12 protein-coding genes and 5 pseudogenes are annotated in these 21,795 nt (G+C 68.0%); 10 read left to right on the top strand and 7 right to left on the bottom strand.

What is annotated here, in order from left to right; genetic code table 11:
• Positions 1–5 precede the first annotated feature (5 nt).
• Positions 6–2,054: an alpha-L-fucosidase gene (locus tag AOK23_RS07885; RefSeq protein WP_055712033.1), complete on the bottom strand. Its 2,049-nt coding sequence runs from the start codon at positions 2,052–2,054 to the stop codon at positions 6–8.
• A 1,444-nt stretch (positions 2,055–3,498) separates the two neighbouring features.
• On the opposite strand from AOK23_RS07885, the gene AOK23_RS07880 reads away from it, so the two are divergent.
• From AOK23_RS07880 to AOK23_RS51845, 3 genes and pseudogenes are all read left to right on the top strand, one after another.
• A complete protein-coding gene (locus AOK23_RS07880; RefSeq protein WP_055712032.1) occupies positions 3,499–4,473 on the top strand; it encodes an alpha/beta hydrolase in 975 nt (324 codons plus the stop codon).
• 245 nt (positions 4,474–4,718) lie between these two features.
• Entirely contained in the window at positions 4,719–5,852 is a 1,134-nt protein-coding gene (locus tag AOK23_RS07875; protein WP_055712031.1) for a helix-turn-helix domain-containing protein, read from the top strand.
• 36 nt (positions 5,853–5,888) lie between these two features.
• Positions 5,889–6,043 (top strand): annotated as a pseudogene (locus AOK23_RS51845) (IS701 family transposase); the annotation flags it as partial.
• Between the two features lie 219 nt (positions 6,044–6,262).
• Here the strand turns inward: AOK23_RS51845 and AOK23_RS07870 are convergent.
• Together AOK23_RS07870 and AOK23_RS49500 are read right to left on the bottom strand one after the other, a co-directional pair.
• Complete coding sequence (locus AOK23_RS07870) at positions 6,263–6,784, bottom strand: aldehyde dehydrogenase family protein (protein ID WP_055712030.1); 522 nt, start codon at positions 6,782–6,784, stop codon at positions 6,263–6,265.
• Between the two features lie 212 nt (positions 6,785–6,996).
• Positions 6,997–7,223: pseudogene (locus tag AOK23_RS49500) on the bottom strand (IS6 family transposase); the annotation flags it as partial.
• Positions 7,224–7,653: 430 nt separating this feature from the next.
• On the opposite strand from AOK23_RS49500, the gene AOK23_RS07860 reads away from it, so the two are divergent.
• Entirely contained in the window at positions 7,654–8,484 is an 831-nt protein-coding gene (locus tag AOK23_RS07860) for an intradiol ring-cleavage dioxygenase (protein WP_206336146.1), read from the top strand.
• Positions 8,485–8,712: 228 nt separating this feature from the next.
• Here AOK23_RS07860 and AOK23_RS44645 read toward each other — a convergent pair.
• From AOK23_RS44645 to AOK23_RS07845, 4 genes and pseudogenes are all read right to left on the bottom strand, one after another.
• A pseudogene (locus AOK23_RS44645) lies at positions 8,713–8,967 on the bottom strand (AbfB domain-containing protein); the annotation flags it as partial.
• A gap of 267 nt (positions 8,968–9,234) precedes the next feature.
• Entirely contained in the window at positions 9,235–11,355 is a 2,121-nt protein-coding gene (locus tag AOK23_RS07855; protein ID WP_240496299.1) for a BNR repeat-containing protein, read from the bottom strand.
• A gap of 642 nt (positions 11,356–11,997) precedes the next feature.
• Positions 11,998–12,984 carry an aldo/keto reductase gene (locus AOK23_RS07850; protein ID WP_055712027.1) on the bottom strand — a complete coding sequence of 329 codons (987 nt, stop codon included), beginning with the start codon at positions 12,982–12,984 and terminating at the stop codon, positions 11,998–12,000.
• 10 nt (positions 12,985–12,994) lie between these two features.
• Positions 12,995–13,258: pseudogene (locus tag AOK23_RS07845) on the bottom strand (SDR family oxidoreductase); the annotation flags it as partial.
• A 15-nt stretch (positions 13,259–13,273) separates the two neighbouring features.
• Here AOK23_RS07845 and AOK23_RS07840 point away from each other — a divergent pair.
• The 6 genes and pseudogenes from AOK23_RS07840 to AOK23_RS07815 form a co-directional block, all read left to right on the top strand.
• Complete coding sequence (locus AOK23_RS07840; protein WP_338056439.1) at positions 13,274–14,020, top strand: transposase family protein; 747 nt, start codon at positions 13,274–13,276, stop codon at positions 14,018–14,020.
• Positions 14,021–14,879: 859 nt separating this feature from the next.
• The gene (locus AOK23_RS07835) at positions 14,880–16,247 is read left to right on the top strand and encodes an ABC transporter substrate-binding protein (protein ID WP_055712024.1); all 1,368 of its coding nucleotides are present in this window, start codon (positions 14,880–14,882) and stop codon (positions 16,245–16,247) included.
• 42 nt (positions 16,248–16,289) lie between these two features.
• Positions 16,290–17,303 carry a carbohydrate ABC transporter permease gene (locus AOK23_RS07830; protein ID WP_240496298.1) on the top strand — a complete coding sequence of 338 codons (1,014 nt, stop codon included), beginning with the start codon at positions 16,290–16,292 and terminating at the stop codon, positions 17,301–17,303.
• The gene (locus AOK23_RS07825; protein WP_240496297.1) at positions 17,303–18,139 is read left to right on the top strand and encodes a carbohydrate ABC transporter permease; all 837 of its coding nucleotides are present in this window, start codon (positions 17,303–17,305) and stop codon (positions 18,137–18,139) included. The genes AOK23_RS07830 and AOK23_RS07825 overlap by 1 nt, the downstream gene beginning before the upstream one ends.
• Positions 18,136–20,670: a glycosyl hydrolase family 95 catalytic domain-containing protein gene (locus tag AOK23_RS07820; RefSeq protein WP_055712021.1), complete on the top strand. Its 2,535-nt coding sequence runs from the start codon at positions 18,136–18,138 to the stop codon at positions 20,668–20,670. The genes AOK23_RS07825 and AOK23_RS07820 overlap by 4 nt, the downstream gene beginning before the upstream one ends.
• Positions 20,671–20,697: 27 nt before the next feature.
• A pseudogene (locus tag AOK23_RS07815) lies at positions 20,698–21,654 on the top strand (alpha-L-fucosidase); the annotation flags it as partial.
• Positions 21,655–21,795: the final 141 nt, after the last annotated feature.

The raw sequence follows: 21,795 nt of genomic DNA, 5'->3' as shown, positions 1-21,795 counted from the left end.
GTGGGTCAAGCCCCGAACGTCCACAGCAGGTTGGTGTGCTGCTGCCACGTCCACTGCTTGGCCACGGCCCCTGCGGCGACCATGCCGCCACCGTCGAGGACCAGTCCCGTGCTGCGGTTGGCGATCGAGTACTGGCCTTGGCCGCGGTGGGTGATGCGCCACTGTTGGGTGTTACTGCCGTCCCAGGCCTTCTGCCGGGCCGGGTCGCCGTTGCTGGTAGCGCCCCAGCCGTCGGCGACCATGCCGTTGGTGCGGTTGACGAGCCTGTAGTAGCCGTTGCCGAGTTCGATCGCCTGCCACTGGAGATTGGCGTGGTCTATCGACTCCCACTGCTTCAGGTTCGAGCCGCTGGCGACATTGCCGCCGCTGTCCAGCGCCAAGTGGTTCGTGACATTGTTCAGGCGGAAGTACTTGTCGGGCCTGAACGTCACCTTCAGTGATCTGATCATGTCATTGTTGCCGGTCACCCCGAGGTCGGGGGTGTTCGAGGTGAACGTCCAGGCAGTGCCGGTGAAGTTGTCGCCGGAGTAGCCCGTCACCTGGTAGCCGTCGGGTACCAGGATGGAGGAGGCCTTGGCGGGCCCCAGGCCGGTGGCGGACAGCTGGGAGGAGGTGTAGCTGCCCAGCGGTAGGACGGCGCGGGCGCCTTGATAGTCGACGTTCTGGAACACCGTCGCGGAAACCCTCACGGGCATGCCCTGGACCTCGACGCACACCACGGAGACGTTGGCGTTCGGCGCGGTGGCCGGCACGGTGACGTTGATCTGGTCGGTGATGGTGTACGGGAGCGAGACCGAGGGGTTGTTCAGCAGATAGACGCGGCTGATCGTGTTGTCGATCACTGGGATCCGGAGCTGGCCGTTCGTGGGCCAGGTGAAGACATGGGCGAAGAGCTTGCCGCTCTTCTTGGTGACCCTCCCCCATGCAGGTTCGGTGGCGAACGGGCTGCCGCTGGTGCCGTGAATGCTGTCGCTGTACGTCGACATCCATGAGGCCAGTCCGTTCAGGACGGTCTCGGTTCCCGCGGTGACCGAGCCGTCGCCCTTGGGGCCGATGTTCAACAGGAGGTTGCCGTCCCGGGAGACCACCGTGACGAGCTCCTGGACGACGTCCTTGACGGATCTGTAGGAGTTCTCCCTCGACGCTTGGTAACCCCAGGCGCCGTTCATGGTGGCGCACCGCTCCCACGGCCGGCCCATCGGCTTGGCGGGTATCCCGAACTCCGCGACCGTGTAGTCGCCGAGACCGTGGTCCCGCTTGACCCGTTCGTTGACGATGAGGCCGGGCTTGCGGGCGATCAGCCAGTTGTAGAGGTCGACGCCGTCGGATTCCAGCCACCAGTCCTCCAGGGTGGGGCTGGAAGGCTCGGCGAACCAGTCGCCGTCGAACCAGAGCAGTGCCGGGTCGTAGCGGTCCAGCAGTTCCTGCAGCTGTGCCTTCATGTCGGCGATGTAGGCGGTGCGGGCGGCCTGCGACGACATCGTCGTGAGACCGCTCTCGTGGCGGTCGGTCTGGGAAGGGTGGTTCCAGTCGAGGATCGAGTAGTACAGGCAGAACTTGATCCCGCGGCTCTCGCACTCGGTCTTGAGGTTCATGAGCGGGTCGGTCTGGATGCCGTTGAAGTCGCGCAGGTTGTACTGCTTGGTGCCGGTGGTGTCGGTGAAGCCCGCCACGTCGGAGTTCCACATCGCGTAGCCCTCGTGGTGCTTGGCGGTGATCACGAGGTACTTCATGCCGGCGTTCTTGGCCAGCTCGGCGATGGTGGCGGCGTTGAACGCGGTCGGGTTGAAGTTCTTGGTGACCTGGTTCTGGTAGTCCGCCTTGCTCCACCGCTGGCTGTCGAACGCCCACTCGCCCTGGCCGAGGTAAGAGTAGGACCCGAAGTGGATGAACATCCCGAACCGGGCCTGGTACCACCAGTCCATCTTCGAGGGGACGGTGTACGCCTCAGCGGTGGCGGGCCACAGGACCTGCGGCAGCCCGAAGGCCGCCACTCCCCCGGCAAGGGCGGCGGCCTTCATCAGAGAACGTCTGCTGAGGGGAGCTGAGGACATGGTGCGGCTCCATGTGTCAGGGAGAGGGAAGGCAGGCGTTACGAGCGGACGGCTTGGGCGCTCCACTCCGCGTCACACCCGAGGAGACATCGGATTGATTTATATGAGTACGGCGGTGGCCGCGTCTAGAGGCAAGACGATAATCCCTGGCAGAAATGGTCCTCTGAAGGGTTTCCGAAGATGGAGGGAGCGCCGAGGTTGGGCTATACATCGGATCTCTTCAGGGGCGCAGGCCAAGGGCGGCCCACGCGAACGGGACGAGACAAGCAGGTGGTCGCCGCGGTGAGCGTGGCCGCCCCGGCCTGCCGGGTCCACCCGGAGGCGGAGACGGAGATCGCCCAAAGGTCCTGACCACAGCAGGCGACATCAGCGACCGTACTGCGGTCGCCGCGGGGTAACCTCGCCCACGCTGCCGGCGCACTGCCCGAGCCGCGCCCTGTCCCGCGACGTGGGCCAAGCCATGCGTCAGGGGGTGGTGAGGCCAACCTGCGCGGTTCTTCGCCGAACAGGCGGCACGAGCCGCGACATGGCGCAAGGTCGGCCACACGAACGCGGCCGGCACGGCCGCGGTCGGGGCACGGCGCCGCCCCCCATGCGCTCGACAACCTCTCGGCTCAGTGGCGAGGCCATGTCCTCATTGAGGATTATCCATCCTGAAGTGGCTGGTCGCGGGTCTGGTGTGGGCTGCGGATGGCGTTCTCGTGCAGGTGGGGTTCTTGATCGTGCCGGGGTGATCGTCTGTCAAGTCCCTGGGTTCTTCCGGATTCGCTGACACCTTCGGTAGCCGTTCCCCCGCTGGCAAGGGACACCGAGCGCGTCTTTGACTTGCTGGAACACGGCAACGGTTATGTGAAGGGACACTGACGTGCGTGCACGGGGCATCAACTACGGCACTGGGTTCCTCCCTGGGGAGGAACCCAGTGCCGGAGACCTTCAGGTCGCGGCTGGAGCGGCCGTGCATCGCGCGGTGCCGCGGGGCGCGGCGGCTGAGCAGGGTGGCGTGCTCGGCCGTGAGGCCCGCGAGAGTGGCCTGCGGGGACTGGGGGTTCTGGTCGGTGGACGTCTCACACCGGCCGGGCTTGGTCAGCAGCACGTTGATGGCCCTGGCGCCACGAGGGTCTGCCTGCTGGCGGTGACCGATGTGCTGCTGGCGGAGGTGACGACGCGGGTGACGCCTTCGTAGCCGTATGCGCCGTACCTGAACCTGGGCGGCACCTCCGGGGTATCGCGCCCCGGTCCTCTGCGAAACATGGCATGTCTACGGCAGAACGAATAGGTATTTTGATGGGTGAAACGGCCTCTTCATCTCCCGAGACGAGTACCTTCATCCGCGCTGCCCGCCAAACGGCGGGCAAGTCCCGCCGTACGGCGGCGTGCCGGAGACCGGCGGACGCGCGGATCATCGCCGTACGATCCGCCGCACGCAGCATGAGGAGCACAGGCAATGACGCTTACGCCGCCCCCGTTCGACCCGGAACTCGCCGCCGTCCTGGAGATGATCAAGGACACGCTGCTGACCCAGCTGACCATGGACGAGATCGAGGCCCACCGTAACGGTCCCGGTATAGAGATGTGGGCGGACATGGACCTGACCTTGGGCGGGGCGTTCGAGGTCGAGGACCGGGTCGTGCCGGGCCCCGAGAACGCGCCCGACATCTCGCTGCTGATCTGCCGGCCGGTCGCTCCGGCGACGGACGGACTGCTGCCCGTGATCTACCACGTCCACGGCGGCGGCATGGTGCTCGGCAACAACCGCGTCGGGGTGGACGCCCCGCTGCGCTGGGCCAACGAGCTGGGCGCGGTCGTGGTGTCCGTGGAGTACCGCCTGGCACCGGAGAACCCGTACCCCGCACCCATCGACGACGTGTACGCCGGGCTGCTGTGGACCGCCGGCCACGCGGAGGAGATCGGCGCCGACCCCGAGCGGATCGTCATCGCGGGCGCCAGCGCGGGCGGGGGCCTGACGGCCGCGCTGGCCCTGCTCCTCAGGGACCGCAAGGGCCCGCGGCCCATCGGCCAGATGCTGATGTGCCCGATGCTCGACGACCGCAACGACACCCCCTCCGTGTACCAGATGGAGGGCCTCGGCGCGTGGGACCGCACGGCCAACGACACCGGCTGGACCGCGCTGCTGGGTGCGCGGCGCGGCGGCCCGGACGTCTCCCCGTACGCCGCCCCGGCCCGCGCGGACGACCTGTCCGGACTGCCCCCGGCCTTCCTCGACGTCGGCTCCGCCGAAACGTTCCGCGACGAAGTGGTCGCCTACGCCACCCGCCTGTGGCAGGCCGGCGGTGCCGCCGAGCTGCACGTATGGCCGGGCGGCTTCCACGGCTTCGAAAGCGCCGCCCCCCAGACGGTCCTCTCCCAGGCCTGCCAGGCAGCCCAGCTGGCGTGGCTGCGCAGGCTCCTCGCAGAGTGACGGGCCGGGTACCGGGGGGTGCGGCTGACGCGAAGCCGCCACCGCGCACCCGCCTGCCCACGCGTGGTGGGGGAGGCGGTTTCTTTCGCCGCAGGTTGCGCAGGGGGTTGGCCGCGCAGTTCCCCGCGCCCCTTCAGGGCGCGAACGCGGCGGTCGCGCGGGAGAGGCGGCCCGTACCGCACCCCCCGCGCGACCTGTGAGCGCACACACTCCACGAAACGTGGCCCCTGGCGCACCATGGAGCCATGAAAGAGCTGGCGGGACGGCTGACCGCACTGGATCCGGATGCCGGCGCCGCCGTCCGGGTCATCGCCTACTTCGACCGGCTGGCCGAGCACCGGGCCGGTCTTGAGTCGCTGGTGCGCGGGGCCGCCGTGCTGGCCGGGTGTCCGGCGCGGCTCGCCGACGCCGGGCGGCGGGTACGTCTGCGGGTCGAGACCGACGGACACCGCCGGGACACGGACCAGCCCCCCGACCCCGCGTGGCCGTCCGCCACGCTGTCGCCGGACGGTGTCCCGGCGCTGTGGCTGGAGCGGGCGGGGGCACCCAGCGTCGTCGACGCGGTGATCCTCGAACGGGCGGCGGCTGCCATCCGTGTCGTCCTGGACCGCACCCGTGGCCGCGCACCGACGGCCCGCGCCGACGACCCGGCGCTCGTGGAAACCCTCCTCGACGCCACCGCACCCGAGCAGGTACGGCTGCACGCGGCCCGGCAACTGGGCCTGGACCCGGCCACCCGGGCCCGCGTGGTGGCGCCGTTCGACGGCCCGCCCCGCATCGTGAACGCCTCCGCCCGGCGCGGGCCGATCCATCCGCAAGCCCGGCCGTCCGCCCCCGGGCCGGCACCGGTACCGGCCCGGGGCACCGCACCGACCCACGCCGGATCCGCCGCCCCGGACCCGGGACCGGCGCACCTCGACGCCGGATCCGCCGACACCGCCCTCCCACCGGGCCGGGTCGGTGTCGGCCCCGCCGTGCCCGTGCTCGAACTGCCGGGCTCCTGGGCCGCCGCCCGGACCGCGCTGCGCTTCACCGCCGACGGCACCCCGCACGATCCCGGACCCCGGGTCGTGTACGCCGACGAGCTCGGCGGTATCGGGCTGCTCGCCGAGCTTGTCGTGCCGGGGGCCGATCCGCCGTCCGATGTGCGGGCGCTGGACGCGGCGGTCGCGGACGCGCCCTGGATGCTGACGACGTTGCACGCGGTCGCCTCGACGGCGAGCCTGCGGGCAGCCGCCGTCGAGGTCAACGTCCACCACTCCACGCTCCAGGACCGGTTGGGCCACGCCGAGGCGCTGCTCGGGTGGCCCGTCCGTACCCCGCAGGGCCGACTCAGACTGCAACTGGCCCTGGCCATGCGGCATTTGGGGCGCACATAGGGGAGATGCAGGCGAGGTACAGGGGAGGTGACCCGCCGCCGCTGCGTGGGCTGGTACCGGCACATCACCCTGGCCATGCTCGCTGACGCATTCCTGGCGGCGATGACCGCCCACGTCCTCGAAGAGGGGGCCGAAGAAACGGTCCGAGCAGCCTCTCACCGTGGCAGAAGTGCGCCGGCTCCTGGAGCTTGCCCGTCCCCCGACGGCCCGGCTCCAGCGACCCTCACACCGGCTCCACTGGTCCTACTGGCGCCGACGTCACCAGGCCATTGCCCGCCACCGCCACTACCAGCGCCGCACGCACCCCGATCGGGTGAGTCACGAACCACCACCGCCCTGACGGAGCGTCAGTCAACTACACTCCGAACAAGACCTCTGACCAGGGAAAATAGAGAACCGCGACTGGGGTACTAGTACGTGACGGTTCGGATCAGTTGGTGGTTGACGAACTCGCGAATGCCGAGTGACCCCAACTCCCTTCCAACGCCTGATTGCTTCGTGCCACCGAAAGGCAGTTCGACAGCGTCCTGGCCGACCCCGTTGATGTAGACCATCCCGGTGTCGAGAGCGTTGGCGACGCGATTTGCCTGGTTCAGGTCGTCGGTATAGACGTACGAGCCCAGGCCGAAGGGCGTGTCGTTGGCGATCTCGACAGCGTGGCCCTCGTCGGCCGCCCGATACAGGACCGCGACCGGCCCGAAGAGCTCTTCGCGGTGGACCGGGTTGTCTGCGGTCACATCGGCCAGCACCCCGCACCCGTGGAACGCGCGCCGTCGCTCAGGCGCCAGCAAAGCGGTTGCTCCGTTGGCGATCGCGCGCTGTACCTGGGCTGCGAGCCTCTCGGCGGCGTCGGCAGACGACAGTGGGCCAAGGACGGTGTCGTCGAGCATCGGATCTGCGGGCGTGATCTCGCTGAGGCGTTCGACGGGCACTGTCAACTTTGGCGCACCGTCAGATGATCACAAAGGTGATTGGCAATCTTCACCTCTGATTCCGCGAATGAAGCGCCGAATCGGCCTGCCGGAGGGAGAAACTGGCTGGGGTTTTCCTTCTTGATCATCTGACGCCCAGTCAAAGTTGGCAGTGCCCCCCTGGGTGTCCTCACCCTACGAACGGGAGGACCAACCCGTTCAAGAACGTAGAGCCACTTGTCCCCGGGCCGCGGCTGCCGGCGGCGCAGCCCGCCTGCGTAGGCCTGCCCGAACTTCACACACCAGCGGCGGACCATCTCATGGGAGACGTCCCGCGCTCGAGCATGAGCTCCTCGACCTCACGGAAGCTGAGCGGGAAGCGGAAGTACAGCCACACACAATGGGAGATGACCTCGGCCGGGTACCGGTGCCCTTTGTGCGACAGCGACCTGCTCTCCACGGGCACCCCTCCAGCATGATCAGCCCGGCGATCATCCCACCCGCCCAGCCAACGTGACAGCGCCCCACGTCCGTCTCCGTGGCACTGACACTGCGTACCGAAGCCGCCAAGACCTTCCCACGTCCGGCAGTAGCCAGCTCGCAGTGGCTCTTCTCCGGCCGCCAGCCCGGACAGCCCGGTCAGCTCCAAGTCCATCTGCGTCAGATCGGCGCCCCTCCGCAGTGCGCAGGACCTCCGCGATCCGTCAGCTCGTCCTCCAGGCCCCGGCCCCCGTCATCGCGAAGGCACTCGGCCATCACTACAAGACCGTCACCCGCCTGGTCACCGACAGACGGGTCCGGGCAGTGACAGGCAGATGACAGTCGATCGGTAGGGGACCGACAGGCCAGATGCCTGGTGGCCTACAGCAACCGGTCCATACCGTCTTGTCATGACCGTAAACCACGAGGAAGAAGTGCACGAGCACGACCGGGGCCTCTCCTACGACCTTCCCCTTCTCGCCCGTCGCCGGATGGTACGGCTGCTGGCGGGGGTGAGCCTGGTGCCGCTGGTGGGCTGCACTTCCGAGGAGGAGACCACGGCGTCCTCGTCCCCGTCGCTCTCCCCGTCGTCCGCGTCGTCGCCCGTTCAGTGCGAGACGATCCCCGAGGAGACCGAAGGCCCCTTCCCCGGCGACGGTTCCAACGGCGTCAACGTCCTGAGGGAGAGCGGTGTCGTCCGCAGCGACATCACGCAGAGCTTCGGCGACTCCGCAGGGGGTACCGCCGAGGGCGTGCCCCTGACGATCACGCTCACGGTGGTGGACGCCGCCTCCGGCTGCGGCACCCCCAAGAAGGGCGCCGCCGTCTACATCTGGCAATGCGACCGGGAGGGCAGGTACTCCCTGTACAACGACGGCGTGACGGACGAGAACTACCTGCGCGGCGTCCAGGAGGCGGACGGCAAGGGACAGGTCACGTTCAAAAGCATCTTCCCCGGCTGCTACCCGGGCCGCTGGCCGCACGTCCACTTCGAGGTCTACGACAGCCTGGCCGACGCCACCGCGGCCAGGTCCATCACGAACACCTCGCAGCTCGCGCTGCCGAAGGACGTGAGCGACAGGGTGTACGCCACCGACGGCTACAGCGAGAGCGTGAGGAATCTCAGCGAGCTCTCCCTGGAGTCGGACATGGTCTTCAGCGACGGCTACAACCAGCAGCTCGCGAAAGTCACCGGCACCGTCGAGCAGGGGTACACCGCGACGCTGACGGTTCCGGTGTGACCCGTCACAGCTGAACGGCTCGGGGTTCATTCCGCGCGCTCTACATCCAGCCTCTCCGGCTCCCACCCCGTCCCACCGACAGGGGCACTGAGCTGCCACTTGGCTTGACTCTGTCCGGAATCCTGCCGTGGTCGAGGTCAGCTGCGGCGGCTCGCGAGTACGCAGCAGCCGCAGCCGGCCGCATGGGCGGCTCCGAGCGACCTCAAGCGCGCTGCCCATGGCCCTCCGATAGTTGTACGACTCGAAGCGGACCGAGCCCGACGTCGTGCCCGTCCGGGCGATGAACGTGGCGTCCTTCGCGAAGGTCGACGTACCGTCGTTGGCGCCGAAGCGGGCTCGGTAGTCGTAGTGGCGAAGGTAGTTGCCGGAGCTGTCGCGGAACGAGTAGCCGCCCGCGTCGGCCAGTCCGGCGACGGCCGTGAAGGTGGACGCCTGTTTGAGCGCGGTGGTGCTGGAAGTGCTCACCACGGGGAGGTTGATCAAGGGGCAAGGCCCACGTTCGGCGAGGCCTCCAGTCCGATGCGGCCCTCCTGCACCGACAGCTTCCTCGTTCTGAACCGGTCTATCGCTGGGTCTGCCTGGTCCCCGCAGTGCACGGCGGCCTTCGCCCTGATCCTGTGTTCCAGGTCTGGAAACACATGGGACCGGTACGAAGGCCGCAGACGTGTGTGTGCTGTTGCTGCCGCTCAGCGGGACGGGTTCGCCTGAGCCCGCCCCTGCAGAACCGACGCTGCGCCGAGCAGCCGTCTTCTACCCCGCGGACGGCGGGCCCACGAGCACCACCTCCAGCGCACTTCCCTCCTCAGGCCAGTCCGTGCGCGGCTTGTCCTGGTTTGCGGGCAGGGATTCCCAGCGGAGATAGTAGGTGCCGGTGTCGTTGCGGCCGGCCAGGTCGGCCTGCAGTCGCACCTCCAGGCCAGGGTAGGTGCCGCGCACATCCGTGATCTCGGCGGGCAGCGCCGGGGTCGCGGCCTCCGCCACGGGGTACAGGCCACCGTCGATGACGATGCTCCGCGGTTCACCCGAGCAAGTGAAGTCGACGCGGATGTTGCCGTCCTCCATCACCTCGGAGCCGAGCATGGACACCGTGAAGGCGAGGCTGCCGCCACCGCCGAAACTCCAGCGGCCCTTCCAGTCGCTGATTTGGTGGATGTCCCACGCGCCTGATCCGTCGGGGCGCGCAACGTAGATCTGGGAGTTCCCGTCATCGTCGTACTTGTGATAGCTGATGATCGGAGTGCCCTCGGCGTCGAAGCCGAGCTTCGAGTTGCCGTTGAGCAGACCGCCGCCGTCCGGCACCGGGTCGATCACATCCGCCTCGCCGTACCGGAACGGGGTCGTCAGCGCATGGCCGGCACTGTCGAACCAATCGACGAGGTTCCTGCTCTTGGCGTAGCTCAGCCGACTGTTGGTCGCGGCGTCGGGACTGTCACGCCAGACCCAGATCATGTGGAACCATCCGTCTGGTCCGAGGGCAGGGTTCTCGAAGTAGGCGTTCCACGTCCCGCTCGGATTGTCGTCGGATCCCTCGCCGTCGAAGAGCGGCTCGTCGACCAGCCGCGACCAGGCGGAGGAGGCCTCGTCATACGCGTTGAAGTAGGTCACGCCGTCACCTGACCCACCATTGCGATAGCTGAAGACGAGACTGCCGTCCTGGCGGTTGATGAACTCGGGATAGGTCACCGAGTTCTCGGTCGACGCATCGATCATCGTGGTCACCCGGATCAGCGACGTCACGTCGCCGGGCACGGTGGTGCGGAAGTACACCAGCGCCACGTTGTGCATGTTGCCGGACACATGGAGGTTGCCGTCGCGGTCCAGTCCCAGCGAGATGTAGTTGTGGCTGTCCCAGCCCAACGTCGAGGGGAGCACCTTTGTGGTCCAGCTGTTGTCCGAGAGGCTGCGGTGCGCGATCGTCATCCGGCGATCGGCGGCGTAGTAGGCCACGTACTGATCGTCACCGTGTGTCAGCACCCGTTGCGTCACCGGCATGCCGGCCCACGTCGTGCCCACCGGGATCGTCTGGAGCACCTGCCGCTGGGCACCGGGGAAGTCGTAGGAGCCCTTGTCCACCGTGCAATCGAGCGTTCCCGGAGGTGAGATGGCCGGGGTGGAAGTCGTGAACGTGAACGACTTCGCGCGCAGGTTGCCCGTGTTCGAGTAGAGGCCGGCGGAGCCGCCCACACGGGTCGGGTCGGTGATGGGCAGCGTGTACGACGTGTCGACGAGGGTGGCCCCGGAGTCGCTGTTGCGCACCGAGACGGTGAAATCGGTCCCGTCGCGACCGAGGTTCAGTTCGAGAGATGTGCCGTAGGGTGCGTTCATGTTTCCCTGGGCCAGCACGGTCGGTGTGGTGCTGGCCGCCATCTTCAGCAGCTGCCACTGCCCCGTGCGGGCCCCACCGGCGGTCGTCACGCGCAGGACGTAGTAGTCCAGCGAGGTCGTTCCCTGTACGTTCGCCGCGATACCGCTCCATTCCGCACCGGAAGGCGAGCTGCTGACGATCCTGATGTGAGCACTCACGTTGTACGAGCTGCCGAGCTGAACCGGACGGTAGGTGGCGACAGCGTTCGTCGGGGTGGCAGCGGAGAGGGCTTCACCGGATGCGATCGACCACGTTCCCCGGTCGGAGACCCAGTTCGCCCCGAGGGAGCCGTTGGCGCGTTCGAAGTCATCGGTCCTGGTCACTTGGTCGACGGCCGACGCCGGAACGGGCGCGGAAAGCATGACCAGCATGCTCGCCAGGGCGGCGGCACTCGCGATCAGTGTGGCCCGCAGCCGCGGCAGGAATCTTCGACGTCTTTGCGTCATGGGCATGATCGTTCCTTCTGTGTCGGTAGTGCCTGACGTGAGACAGGGCTGCGGATGCATGGGCGAAGCCCGCCGCCGGTGACCGCCATGCCGACGAGCGCCCGTTCGGCGGGTGATCGGCTCTGACGAGGCCTTCTCCTGGCAGTTCGCAGGACAGCACACGATGTCATGACTGGCCTTACGAACAGCATGTGCTAGGCGGGAGGAACATCGGATGTATTAACGGACACCAATCGGTGGTCTGTCTAGGGCATCGACAGAAATTGCGAGATGGGCCCGAGAGTGCATGGCAGACGCGTCCGACCCTCAGGGCTAACAGGCCCGATACATAGGAGGTGTTCAGTCGATAGGTCGAGTGAAGAGGATGACCGGGCTCTGCGGATGCCGGCCCCGGTCGCGCCGCCGAGACCCCGCGCCCCTGGTTGCGCTCTCGCTTCGCCGCCGTGCGCGTGCGGTCCCCGGGCAAGGCCGTCGACCGTCCGTCACGGCCTGGGACTGACCTTCCAGGGCCACTTTTGGCCGTGCCGGCACAATCCGTCCCCCTCGTGGCCGCCACCCTACGCCTTCCTCACCGCTGCGTGGTTGGCCGGGGACATGGCCCGGGCGGCCAATGAAGCTCAATACGGTTGTGCCTGGCCGGGGACGGGGACAACGGTGTCGTTGCAACAGGTGGTCAACTGATGAATCGGGCGATAGGCGCGGTCAGATTCTCTTCGGCGTGGGCACTCCAGTGGGCAGGTGGCCGGCGGCGAGCAAGTCGTTCCACAGGGCTGTCGGCAGTGGCTGGGACAAGAGGGCGGCCGCGTCACGTACTTCGTCGGCGGAACGGGCGCCGACCAGCACGCTGGTCACCGCCGGATGACCGAAGGGGAACTGCAGCGCGGCGGCGCGCAGTGCGACCCCGTGGCGCTCGGTGGCTGCCTGCAGGTCCACAGCGCGTTGGACGAGTGGGGCCGACGCGGGTGCGTAGTCGTAGGTCGCACCCGGGCGCGGTGCGGCCAGCAGGCCGGAGTTGAAGACCCCGCCGATGACCACGCTTGTGCCGCGTGCGGCGGCGGGCAGCAGATGGCCGATGGCCTCGTGATTGAGTAGGGTGTAGCGGCCGGCCAGCAGTACGGCGTCGACATCGGTCTCCGTCACGAACCGGGTCAGCGCGGCGCTCTGGTTCATTCCCGCGCCGATGGCGCCCACCACGCCCTCGCTGCGCAGTCGCTCCAAGGCGGGGTATCCCTCGCTGAGAGCCTGCTCGAGGTGGTCGTCGGGGTCGTGCAGGTACACGACATCGAGCGCGTCAAGGCCGAGGCGGCGAAGGCTGGCGTCGATACTGCGCAGTAATCCGTCGGCGCTGAAGTCCCAGATCCGGCAATGCGTGGCCGGAACGGCGAACCCTTGCGCGCAGTCGTCACCGGTGGGGTGGTCGACGGGTTCCAGTAGGCGCCCCACCTTGGTGGACACGGTGAACGAGCCGCGAGGCCGGCCTGTGAGGGGCCGGCCCAGTCGGCTTTCGGGCAGACCGAGTCCGTAGTGCGGGGCGGTGTCGAAGTAGCGGATGCCGGCTTCCCAGGCGGCATCCATTGTGGCGGCGGCGCTCTCGTCGTCGACGGGCGTGTGGAGGTTGCCGAGGGCGGCAGCCCCGAAGGCCAGTTCGGTGACGGCGACGCCACTGCGTCCGAGGCGCGTGCTGCGCATGTGGCTGTCCTCACTTCTCTGCGGGGCGCAGCCGCAGCCCCGCCATGCCACCGTCGATGGCGAGAGCGGTACCGGTGACCGATGCGGCGGCGGGGCTCGCCAGATACACGATGGCCGCGGCCACCTCTTCGGCGGTCACCAGGCGCCCCATGGGCTGTCGGGCGTTGAGCGCCGCCCGTTCCGCCGTCGGGTCGTCGGATGCCGCCAGCAGCGCGCTCACCCATGGGGTGTCGGCGGTGCCGGGATTGACGCAGTTGACGCGGATCCCTTCACGGGGCCTTGACCCTGAATCCTGGAACTCGTCTTCCCCGATCGGGTCGTCGCCACCCTGGTCATCCTGCGCTTCCAGCTTCCGCACGCCGCCCTCGCCCTGTTCTACGAAGTGGACCGCTCCACGATCACCCGCGCCGTCCACGAGATCCGCCCCCTGCTCGCCGCCCGCGGCTTCGCCGTCCCCGGAAGCCCCGACCTGCGCCTTCGTACCCTAGCCGATGTCTTTGCCTACGCCGCCTCCCACGGCGTGGAACTGCGGATCGACGCCACCGAGGTCCGGGTCCGACGTCCACGGGCGAACCGCCCCGGACGCCGGGCGTTCGTCTCCGGGAAGATGCGGCAGAACACCAAGAAGGCCACCGTAATCACCGACGAGAAGGGCCGGACCCTGTGGGCGGGGGCCTTCCGGCCCGGCCGCCAGCACGACCAGACCGCGCTGAAGACCGAGGGCATCTGCGACCTTTTCGAACGGTTCCAGGTGAGAGGCAAGGTCGACGCCGGCTACCGGGGACTGGCCAGGCAGTTCCCCGACCAGGTCCAAGCGCCACCGCCGAAGCCGAAGAAGGATGCCCCGCCCGAGGACCTGGCGGCCTGGGAGGAAGCCCGCAAGCAGCAGTCCTCCGAGCGGATCTGCGTCGAGCACGCCAACGCTGAGCACAAGCAGTGGCGGCCACTGCAACGCTGGATCGGACGCCGCGAGTACTTCGACCAGACCTACCAAGCCATCGCCGGCCTGGTCTCCGACCGCACGGCCATGCGGTAATCAACCACCAGCCAACCCGCCAGACCGACACGGCCCGACCTCAATCGCGCACCACGTCGTAAGCCTTTCGTGATCGGTGAGCCTGACGGACAGTGCCAGGGCCGGCAGCCGCCACCGCACCGCCGAGACCGACCCCGCTGCCAGATGGGTCCGGCTGAGCGGGGTACCTGAGGCCACTGGCGGAAGCACACGTCGGGAGCCTCCTGTGCGGCCGTGTGCCGGCCACGCCGATTGACCCCGTCGGCGAGAAACAGTGACCTGGGCCCGCGCTTCGGACGCCCTCGCCCAGTTGGGTGGACGGGGCCGGGAAGGTCACCGGGTGGGGATCGCGCGCCTGCCTTCGACGCGGTCTCTGGCGGCCCGTCCCTCGATACTTCGGATGATTTTCTGCGGCGGTGCCTGACAGTACGACCGCCGGCCCGCTGGCGCAATCAGTCCTCCGATGTCTGTGGTCGAGGAATGGCCCCAAAAGTGATCAGATGGGCTCTTTATCCTGGTGATCTACCTCGATGTTCGTGCCATCGGTCACGATCCTGCGCATACATCGGATGAGACTCTTGCCATGTGCGGCAATACGCTCGTAACGTCACGCCACGCTCCACAGGCAGCCGAGGAGGACCTCGGTGGTGAGACGATTGCCACACCCGAGGTCGCCCCCGGGGCGAGACATCGGATGTCTAGTCGTGTCGCTGGGGAAGCTTTCGGCCTGACGGTGGAGAAAACAACCTTGTTTCGGCCATTGCTCGTTGCTGGAACGCGGTTGTAACGTTTCATGCCTTAGTCGCATGGACTGAGTAGATCCGATGTTTTACCCGGCTTCGCGAATCCGAATCGCGCCCTATCGAGGGGTTTCCCGACCATGAGACGTTTCAATGAAGCACGCCGAAACCCGCTGCCTCGCGCCCTGACGGCGCTGTCCGCGGTCGCCGTTCTCACCTCCTCTGCCGTGGCGTGTTCGTCGTCGGGGAGTGAGGGGAGCGACACCACGGGCTCGGCGCCGGTCACTCTGACCGTTCAGCAGCAGACCGGGCAGGAGACCTTGTTCGGCTACTTCGCCAAGGAATTCCACAAGGCGCACCCGAACGTGACGGTCAAACTGCAGACGATCAGCCAGGAGCAGAAGGCCGGCTCGAACCTCACTGTGCTGGGCTCGGGCAACGCGCCCGACGTCGGCTTCGTCCCGGTCGGCACGTCGCCCTACACCGCTCTGACCAGCCGTGGCGGGCTGACCGATCTCAGTGACGTGTGGAGTTCCGGTGACCTCGCCAAGCGCTACGGCAGCGGCGTCTCCGGGTCGCTGAAGGTCGGCGGCAAGCCGTACGTCGTCGCCTTCTCCCAGGCCATCTACAACGTCGTCTGGTACAACCCGGCAGCCTTCGCCAAAGCCGGCGTGACCGTGCCGACCGATCACCGGTTCGCGACCTCGAAGGACCTCATCGATGCGGCCAAGAAGCTGAAGTCGGCCGGGTACGCACCGCTGCAGCTCGGCGGCGCCTCCGGCTACCAGGCCAGCTGGATGGTCGACGCCCTGCTGCCGACCTCGGCGTCGCCGGCGCAGCTCGAGAACTACCTGGCGTCCTACAACGGCAAGACCGAGATCACCGCGAAGTACACCGACCCGGCCTTCACTAAGGTGCTCTCGACGCTGGAGAAGTACCGCAAGTCGGGTGTCTATCAGGATGGGTTCCTCGGTCAGAAGTACCAGGACGCGGAGGCGCCGTTCCTCGCGGGCAAGGCGGGGATGTTCCTGGGCGGTAACTTCACGGCGGCCGACTTCGTGCCCGCGAAGACGTCGGTGAAGCCCGACTGGCTGCTCCTGCCGCCGGTCAACGCCGGGACGAAGATGACGCACACCGGCTACTACGGTGACGCGCTGGGTATCCCGGTGAGGGCGCAGCACAAGGCGTGGGCGAAGAAGTTCCTCGAGTTCGTCATGTCCGAGAAGGCGCAGTCGGAGGGCGTGGTCGGCACCGCCAATCTGCTCCCCGGGGTGAAGGACCTGCCCGCCTCGGCCTTCACGAAGTTGGACGCGAATTCCCGCAGCATCCTGGCCGACATCGCCAAGAACGGCAGCGCGGCCGGCTGGACATCGGTCGTGCCGAACGCGCTCGCGCAGACCTTCATCGACTCGAAGATCCAGGCGATGTACTCCGGCAGGCTTTCGCCGTCCGCGCTGGCACAGCAGCAGCAGGACGAGCTGCTGAGCTTCCGCAAGTCCGCGAGCTGAGCCGACCGTGAACGAGCCGTATCCCAGTTCGAGGAGAGGTGTATGAGCACGCATTCCGTGATCACGGCGTCGGCCCCGGGGGCCGACGCCGGCGACGCCGCGAAGTCCACGGGCGTCGTGCCCAGCCGGGAGCGATCGCGATCCGCGAGGCGTCCCGGCACGGGCGGGAGGGGGTCGGGTCGCCGGTCGAGGGCCACCACCTCACCGTTGGTGACCCGCCTGGCACTGGTGCCCGCACTTCTCCTGCTCGCCGTCTTCGTCCTCGGCGCGATCGTCCAGACGGTACGCATCAGTACCACGGACTGGGTCGGCTTCGGTCCCATGCACTCCGTGGGGCTGGACAACTACCGCACTGTTCTCAAGAGTTCGGACACCTACCAGTCGCTGGGCGTCACTCTCGTGTACGCCGCCGCGTCGGCGGTGGCGACGATCGTCATCAGCAGCCTTCTCGCCGCGGCGGTCAGCCACGGCGTGAAGGGCGGGCGCTTCTACCGGGTCATCTGGTTCCTGCCCGGTGTCGCGCCCGCGGCCGCCGTGTCGATCTTCTGGACGGCGAGTTTCCAGCCGCGCTCGGGCGCCGTCAACCAGGTCCTCGGCCACCTCGGACTCGGCAACGCGCACGCGTGGCTGGGTGACGCCTCCACGGCCGTCTGGCCGGTGGTGTTCGTGACCGTGTGGGCGGGCGTCGGCTTCGCGTTCCTGCTGCTGCTCGGAGCGATGGAACAGGTCCCCGTCTCCATCTATGAGGCCGCGCGCATCGACGGCGCCTCGACGGCACGACAGTTCTTCAGCATGACTCTCCCGATGATCCGGCCGGTGTTCGTCATGACGGCCCTGCTCGAGTTCATGTGGGCGTTCAACGGATTCACGACCGTGTGGGCGATGACGCAGGGCGGTCCGGGCACGGCGACCTCGATCCTGCCGGTGCGGATCTACCGGGAAGCGCTGCTGAACGGGCAGTTCGGCCCGGCGTCGGCACTGGCCGTGCTCTCGGCAGTCGTACTCATCGCGGTCGGCCTCGTCGGCGTACGGGCCAGCCGCTCGAAGGAGGCGTGATGCGTAATCTGCTCGGTCGAGGCACCGCACGGGCCGCCCTCGTGCTCTGGACGCTGCTCGCCGTCGTGCCGTTCGTGCTGATCCTGCTGCTCAGCGTCAGGTCCAACGGGGACATCTACCTGAACGGCCTCGGTATCACCGGAAAGATCCTGCCCGGCAACTACGCGCGGGCCTGGCAGGGTTCGGCCGGGACGGCCGGACTGACCAGCTACTTCGGCAACAGTCTGATCGCGGCTGTCACCGCGCTCGTCTTCAACCTCGGGGCCGGAGTGACGGCGGCGTACTTCGCGACGCACCTGTCGGAGCGCAGCCGCATCTGGTTCACCCGGCTGTTCGTGTCGTCGACCGTTCTGCCGATCGTGCTGATGATCGTTCCCTACTACCAGGCGTTCAACGCGTTCGGGGTGCTCAACATGCCGGTGGTCATCGGCATCGCGTACGGCGCCCTGGCCCTGCCGACCACCGTGCTGATCATGCACTCGTTCTTCGTCGACTTCCCGGTCGAGCTGCTGGAGGCAGCCGCACTCGACGGCACAGGGGCCTGGCGCACGTACGTCCGCATCGTCCTCCCGCTTGCCAAGGGAGCGGTGACGGCGGTGGCGATGCTCACGCTCGTGTTCGTCTGGGGCGAGACACAACTCGGCGTGGTGCTGCTGCAGTCCGGTGAGTCGCAGACCGTGCCGGTCGGTCTGCTCTCGTTCCAGGGCCAGTACACGACCGACCAGGGGGCGCTGTTCGCCGGGCTCTCGCTGGCGTCCATCCCGATCATCCTGCTGTACCTCGTCTTCCACAAGAACGTCACCAAGGGCATCGCGCTCGGCGGAGTGTTCAAATGACCACCAACCCCCTGTACGCGCCACTGTCACAAGCGGTCGACGGCCTCGATGTGAGCCGCCGCCACCCCATCGTCCGCACGCCGGCCGCCGGCGACTTCTTCGAGGGCGCCCTGCTGGGCAACGGGGAGTTCGGGGCGGTCGTCGTGCCGCGGCCGGACGCCATCGTGATCCACCTCGGCCACAACGCCGTCTGGGACAAGCGGGCCCAGGTCGTCGACCCGGACCGGTTGGGGACGTTCGCCAACGTGCTCACCGCCGCCGAGGAGGCAGCCCGGCACGGACGCCCGGACGAGGACGAGGAGTTCGCCCGGTACCTCGCCGACACCGAGGAGGGCTACGGGGCGCCGTACCCCAAGCCGTTTCCGTGCGGTTCGGTCCTGCTCAGCCTCGACACCCGGCGCTGCGAGGTCCTCGGCTATCACGTCGACATCGCCACCGGGATCTGCAGCGTGCGGCTCACCGTCGACGGCGCTCCGTCCACGGTCGAGATCTTCGTCGCGGCGGATTCCGACACCGCGTGGGTGCGCTGGTCGGCGCACGGTACCGCGACGCTGCCGGTACGGGGCCTGCGCGTACTCCCCGACCCGCTCGGTTACGACGGCGCGGACGGGCCCGCCGACCCCATCGAAGCGGGCAACGCCTACACGCGCCCGAAGTCGGCGTTCACGCCGAACGAACACCTCACCCACGAGCAGTCGTCCCATCACCTCGCCTTCGTGCAGGGCCTGCCCGTCACCGGCGAGGCTCTGCCCGACACTCCGGCATTCCGGCTCGGACTCACCTCCGACACCGAACTCACGGCCGGAACCGTCGCCGGTTTCAAGGGGCGACGCGTCGCTCTCGACCCCCTCGCCACGCATGTCGCACCGACCCGCGAACTCAACCTGCGGATCGATCTGACCCAAGACGAACTGTCGGCGCTGTCGGCCGCCCCGGTCGCCGTCGAGATGGGTGACCAGGACACGGCCAGGTCGGCGACGACGGCCTCATGGCGCGACTTCTGGGCCCGCTCGGCGATCGACGTCGGTGGCCACGAACTCGAGGCGCTGTGGTACCGCAACCTGTACTGGACACGCTGCGCGCTGCGGGACGGCGGTGTCGCGCCCGGCCTGTTCGGCCCGTGGACCTACCGGGACATCGGCTCCGGCTTCCACGGCGACTACCACTTCAACTACAACGTGCAACAGCTGTACTGGGGCCTGTTCGTCACCGGCCACGAGGACCTCCACCACCCCTACCTGGACCTGCTGGACTCGCTGCTGCCACAGGCCCGGCGTACCGCCGAGCAGTACTACGGCATGCCCGGTGCGGCCTTCTCACTGATCGGCTGGCCGCTGGAGACCACGCTCGCGCCCTACCTGTGCCCGAAGTGGGCGTGGGAGGCGTTCATCCCGGCCTGGACGGTGCAGACCCTGTGGTGGCACTACCTCTACACCGGTGACGTCGACCTGCTGGCGGACCGCATCGCACCCTTCCTGGTCGACGTCGCCCAGTTCCTGCTCGACTATCTCGACGCCGGCACCGAGCGCCTGGCCCGCGACGACGGACGGTTGCACGTCTACCCCACGGTCGTCCCGGAGGTGTACGGCCTGTCCGACGGGCTGCGCCTCAACGTCGACGGACACGTCGACATCGTGTTCTTCACCTTCGCCTTCCAGGCACTGGTGGACGCGGACGAGGCGCTGCGTACCGCCGGACGGGACGCTCTGCCCGAAGACCTCGTGCAACGCGCCCGCGCCGCGGTGCCCCAGCTCGTCCCGCTGCCGACGACAGAGACCGACGAGGGCACCGTGTGGGTGAGCGTCGCAGGCGAGGACCCGGACGTCGTCTACAACGTCCCGGCCGCGGCGATGGCCGTCTTCCCGTGCGAAGCCGTCTCGCTTTCGTCACCGGCCGACCATGTCGAGATCGCCCGCCGTACGGTCCGCCGCCAGCGCACCGAGGGAGGCAACGACCTCGTGTTCGTCGCCATGCAGGAGGCGCGACTCGGTCAGCTCGATCTCGAGCGGTGGCTGCGCCACGTCCAGTACTGCACGACCCCCAACGGCACAGCCACAGCCCGGGTCCAGCGCTCAGGCGGCCGGTACGACGACGCGACACCCTTCGACTTCATGGCGCGCATGGGGGTGTGGACCGAGAACTTCGCGGTCGGCGCCGTGATCTCCGAGTGCCTGCTGCAGAGCCACGACGGCGTGATCCGCATCCTGCCGAACTGGCCCCTTGATCTCCCGGTCAGCTTCACCGAACTGCGAACCCGCGGGGGTCACCGGGTTTCCTTCACCCGGCGCTCCGGCGAGGCAGACCGGCTCGAGCTGACCGGAGGGCACGAACGTGAACTCACGGTCGTGCCGCCGTGGTCCGGACCGAGCACCGTCCACCCGGCCGCGGACAGCACCGAAGAAGCGCAAGCGATCCACCATCCGCCCGGGCCGATCCGCCTGTGGGTGCAGACCGGGACGGTCGTCCGTATCTCACCTGTTCCGTCCCTCAATGACGAGCTCGAAGGAACCACCACATGCGCGATTTCCTGAGCCTTCGCCGACCGGCCCTACGAGGGGTTCCTCGACATGTGGAAGGCGGAACAGTACGACCTGGCGGATTGGGCGGACCTGTTTCGCCGGGCCGGCGCCGACTATGTCATCCCGGTCACCAAGCATCACGACGGTGTCACCCTGTGGGATGCGCCGGGGGCGGGAGGCCTCACGACAGTAGCCCGTGGGCCTCGACGCGACCTGCTCGCGCCACTGGCCGACGAGGTGCGCGGCAGGGGCATGCGATTCGGTGTCTACTACTCCGGTGGGCTGGACTGGGCTGTCACCAGCTTCCCCCCGATCGACTCGCTGTCGGCGGTGAACGAGATGCGCCCCAACGACGCCGCGTATGCCGCGTACGCCACCGCGCAGGTCCGCGACCTCGTCGACCGGTACCAGCCCGCCGTGATCTGGAACGACATCGATTGGCCGGACGCCGGGAAGGCGGACGGATCGCTCCAGCAGCTACTCGCCCACTACCGGAGCGTCGTGCCCGACGGCGTCGTCAACGACCGCTGGGGCGCCGAGGTCTGGGACTACCGGACGAGCGAGTACGCACACGACACACATCACGAGTCCGGCGTCGGTTGGGAACACAACCGCGGTCTCGGTTTCTCGTTCGGGTACAACCAAATCGAGGACGAGTCACTCACGCTCTCGCCGCGGGAACTCGCACGGCTCTACGCGGACGTCGTGGCCCGCGGGGGAAGACTGCTGCTCAATGTCGGGCCCGAGGCCTCCGGTCGGATTCCAAAGACACAGCGGTCGACGCTCGAGGGATTCGCGGCATGGATGTCCGAGGCCAAGTCCCTGACGACGCGACGCGCACCACTCGACTCAGGAGTTGTCACGGTGGAGGGAGCGTCATGGTGGCGCGCATGGGCGAGCGACAACAGGATCATCGTGATCGTCGAACGCAAGGGCGCGGTCGTCCGCTCAGCCGACGCCCGCCCGATCACGGTGCTGCCCTTGCCCCTCACCTAATGGTGGTTTACCGGACCGGGCGGTAGATGATCAAGTGGGTGGACTGCGCCGACGGCGTTGATTGGAGTTCGAGCTCCGCCAGGGCCCCGCATTCCCAATCGGTCCAGGACACGGTTCTCTCCTTACTGATCGTTTCAGAAT

Origin of the sequence: Streptomyces torulosus, from assembly GCF_001419765.1 — a bacterium.
In the GTDB taxonomy this organism is placed as follows: Bacteria; Actinomycetota; Actinomycetes; order Streptomycetales; family Streptomycetaceae; genus Streptomyces; species Streptomyces torulosus.
Note: the sequence above shows the minus strand (reverse complement) of the source record. Positions and strands in the feature narration are given on the sequence as shown.

Bases quoted from the DNA above. Each gene is read 5' to 3' on its own strand.
- AOK23_RS07880 (WP_055712032.1), top strand. From the start codon at position 3,499: ATGACGCTTACGCCGCCCCCGTTCGACCCGGAACTCGCCGCCGTCCTG.
- AOK23_RS07885 (WP_055712033.1), bottom strand. From the start codon at position 2,054: ATGTCCTCAGCTCCCCTCAGCAGACGTTCTCTGATGAAGGCCGCCGCC.
- AOK23_RS07855 (WP_240496299.1), bottom strand. From the start codon at position 11,355: ATGCATCCGCAGCCCTGTCTCACGTCAGGCACTACCGACACAGAAGGA.
- AOK23_RS07830 (WP_240496298.1), top strand. From the start codon at position 16,290: ATGAGCACGCATTCCGTGATCACGGCGTCGGCCCCGGGGGCCGACGCC.
- AOK23_RS07835 (WP_055712024.1), top strand. From the start codon at position 14,880: ATGAGACGTTTCAATGAAGCACGCCGAAACCCGCTGCCTCGCGCCCTG.
- AOK23_RS07820 (WP_055712021.1), top strand. From the start codon at position 18,136: ATGACCACCAACCCCCTGTACGCGCCACTGTCACAAGCGGTCGACGGC.
- AOK23_RS07875 (WP_055712031.1), top strand. From the start codon at position 4,719: ATGAAAGAGCTGGCGGGACGGCTGACCGCACTGGATCCGGATGCCGGC.
- AOK23_RS07825 (WP_240496297.1), top strand. From the start codon at position 17,303: ATGCGTAATCTGCTCGGTCGAGGCACCGCACGGGCCGCCCTCGTGCTC.
- AOK23_RS07860 (WP_206336146.1), top strand. From the start codon at position 7,654: ATGACCGTAAACCACGAGGAAGAAGTGCACGAGCACGACCGGGGCCTC.
- AOK23_RS07850 (WP_055712027.1), bottom strand. From the start codon at position 12,984: ATGCGCAGCACGCGCCTCGGACGCAGTGGCGTCGCCGTCACCGAACTG.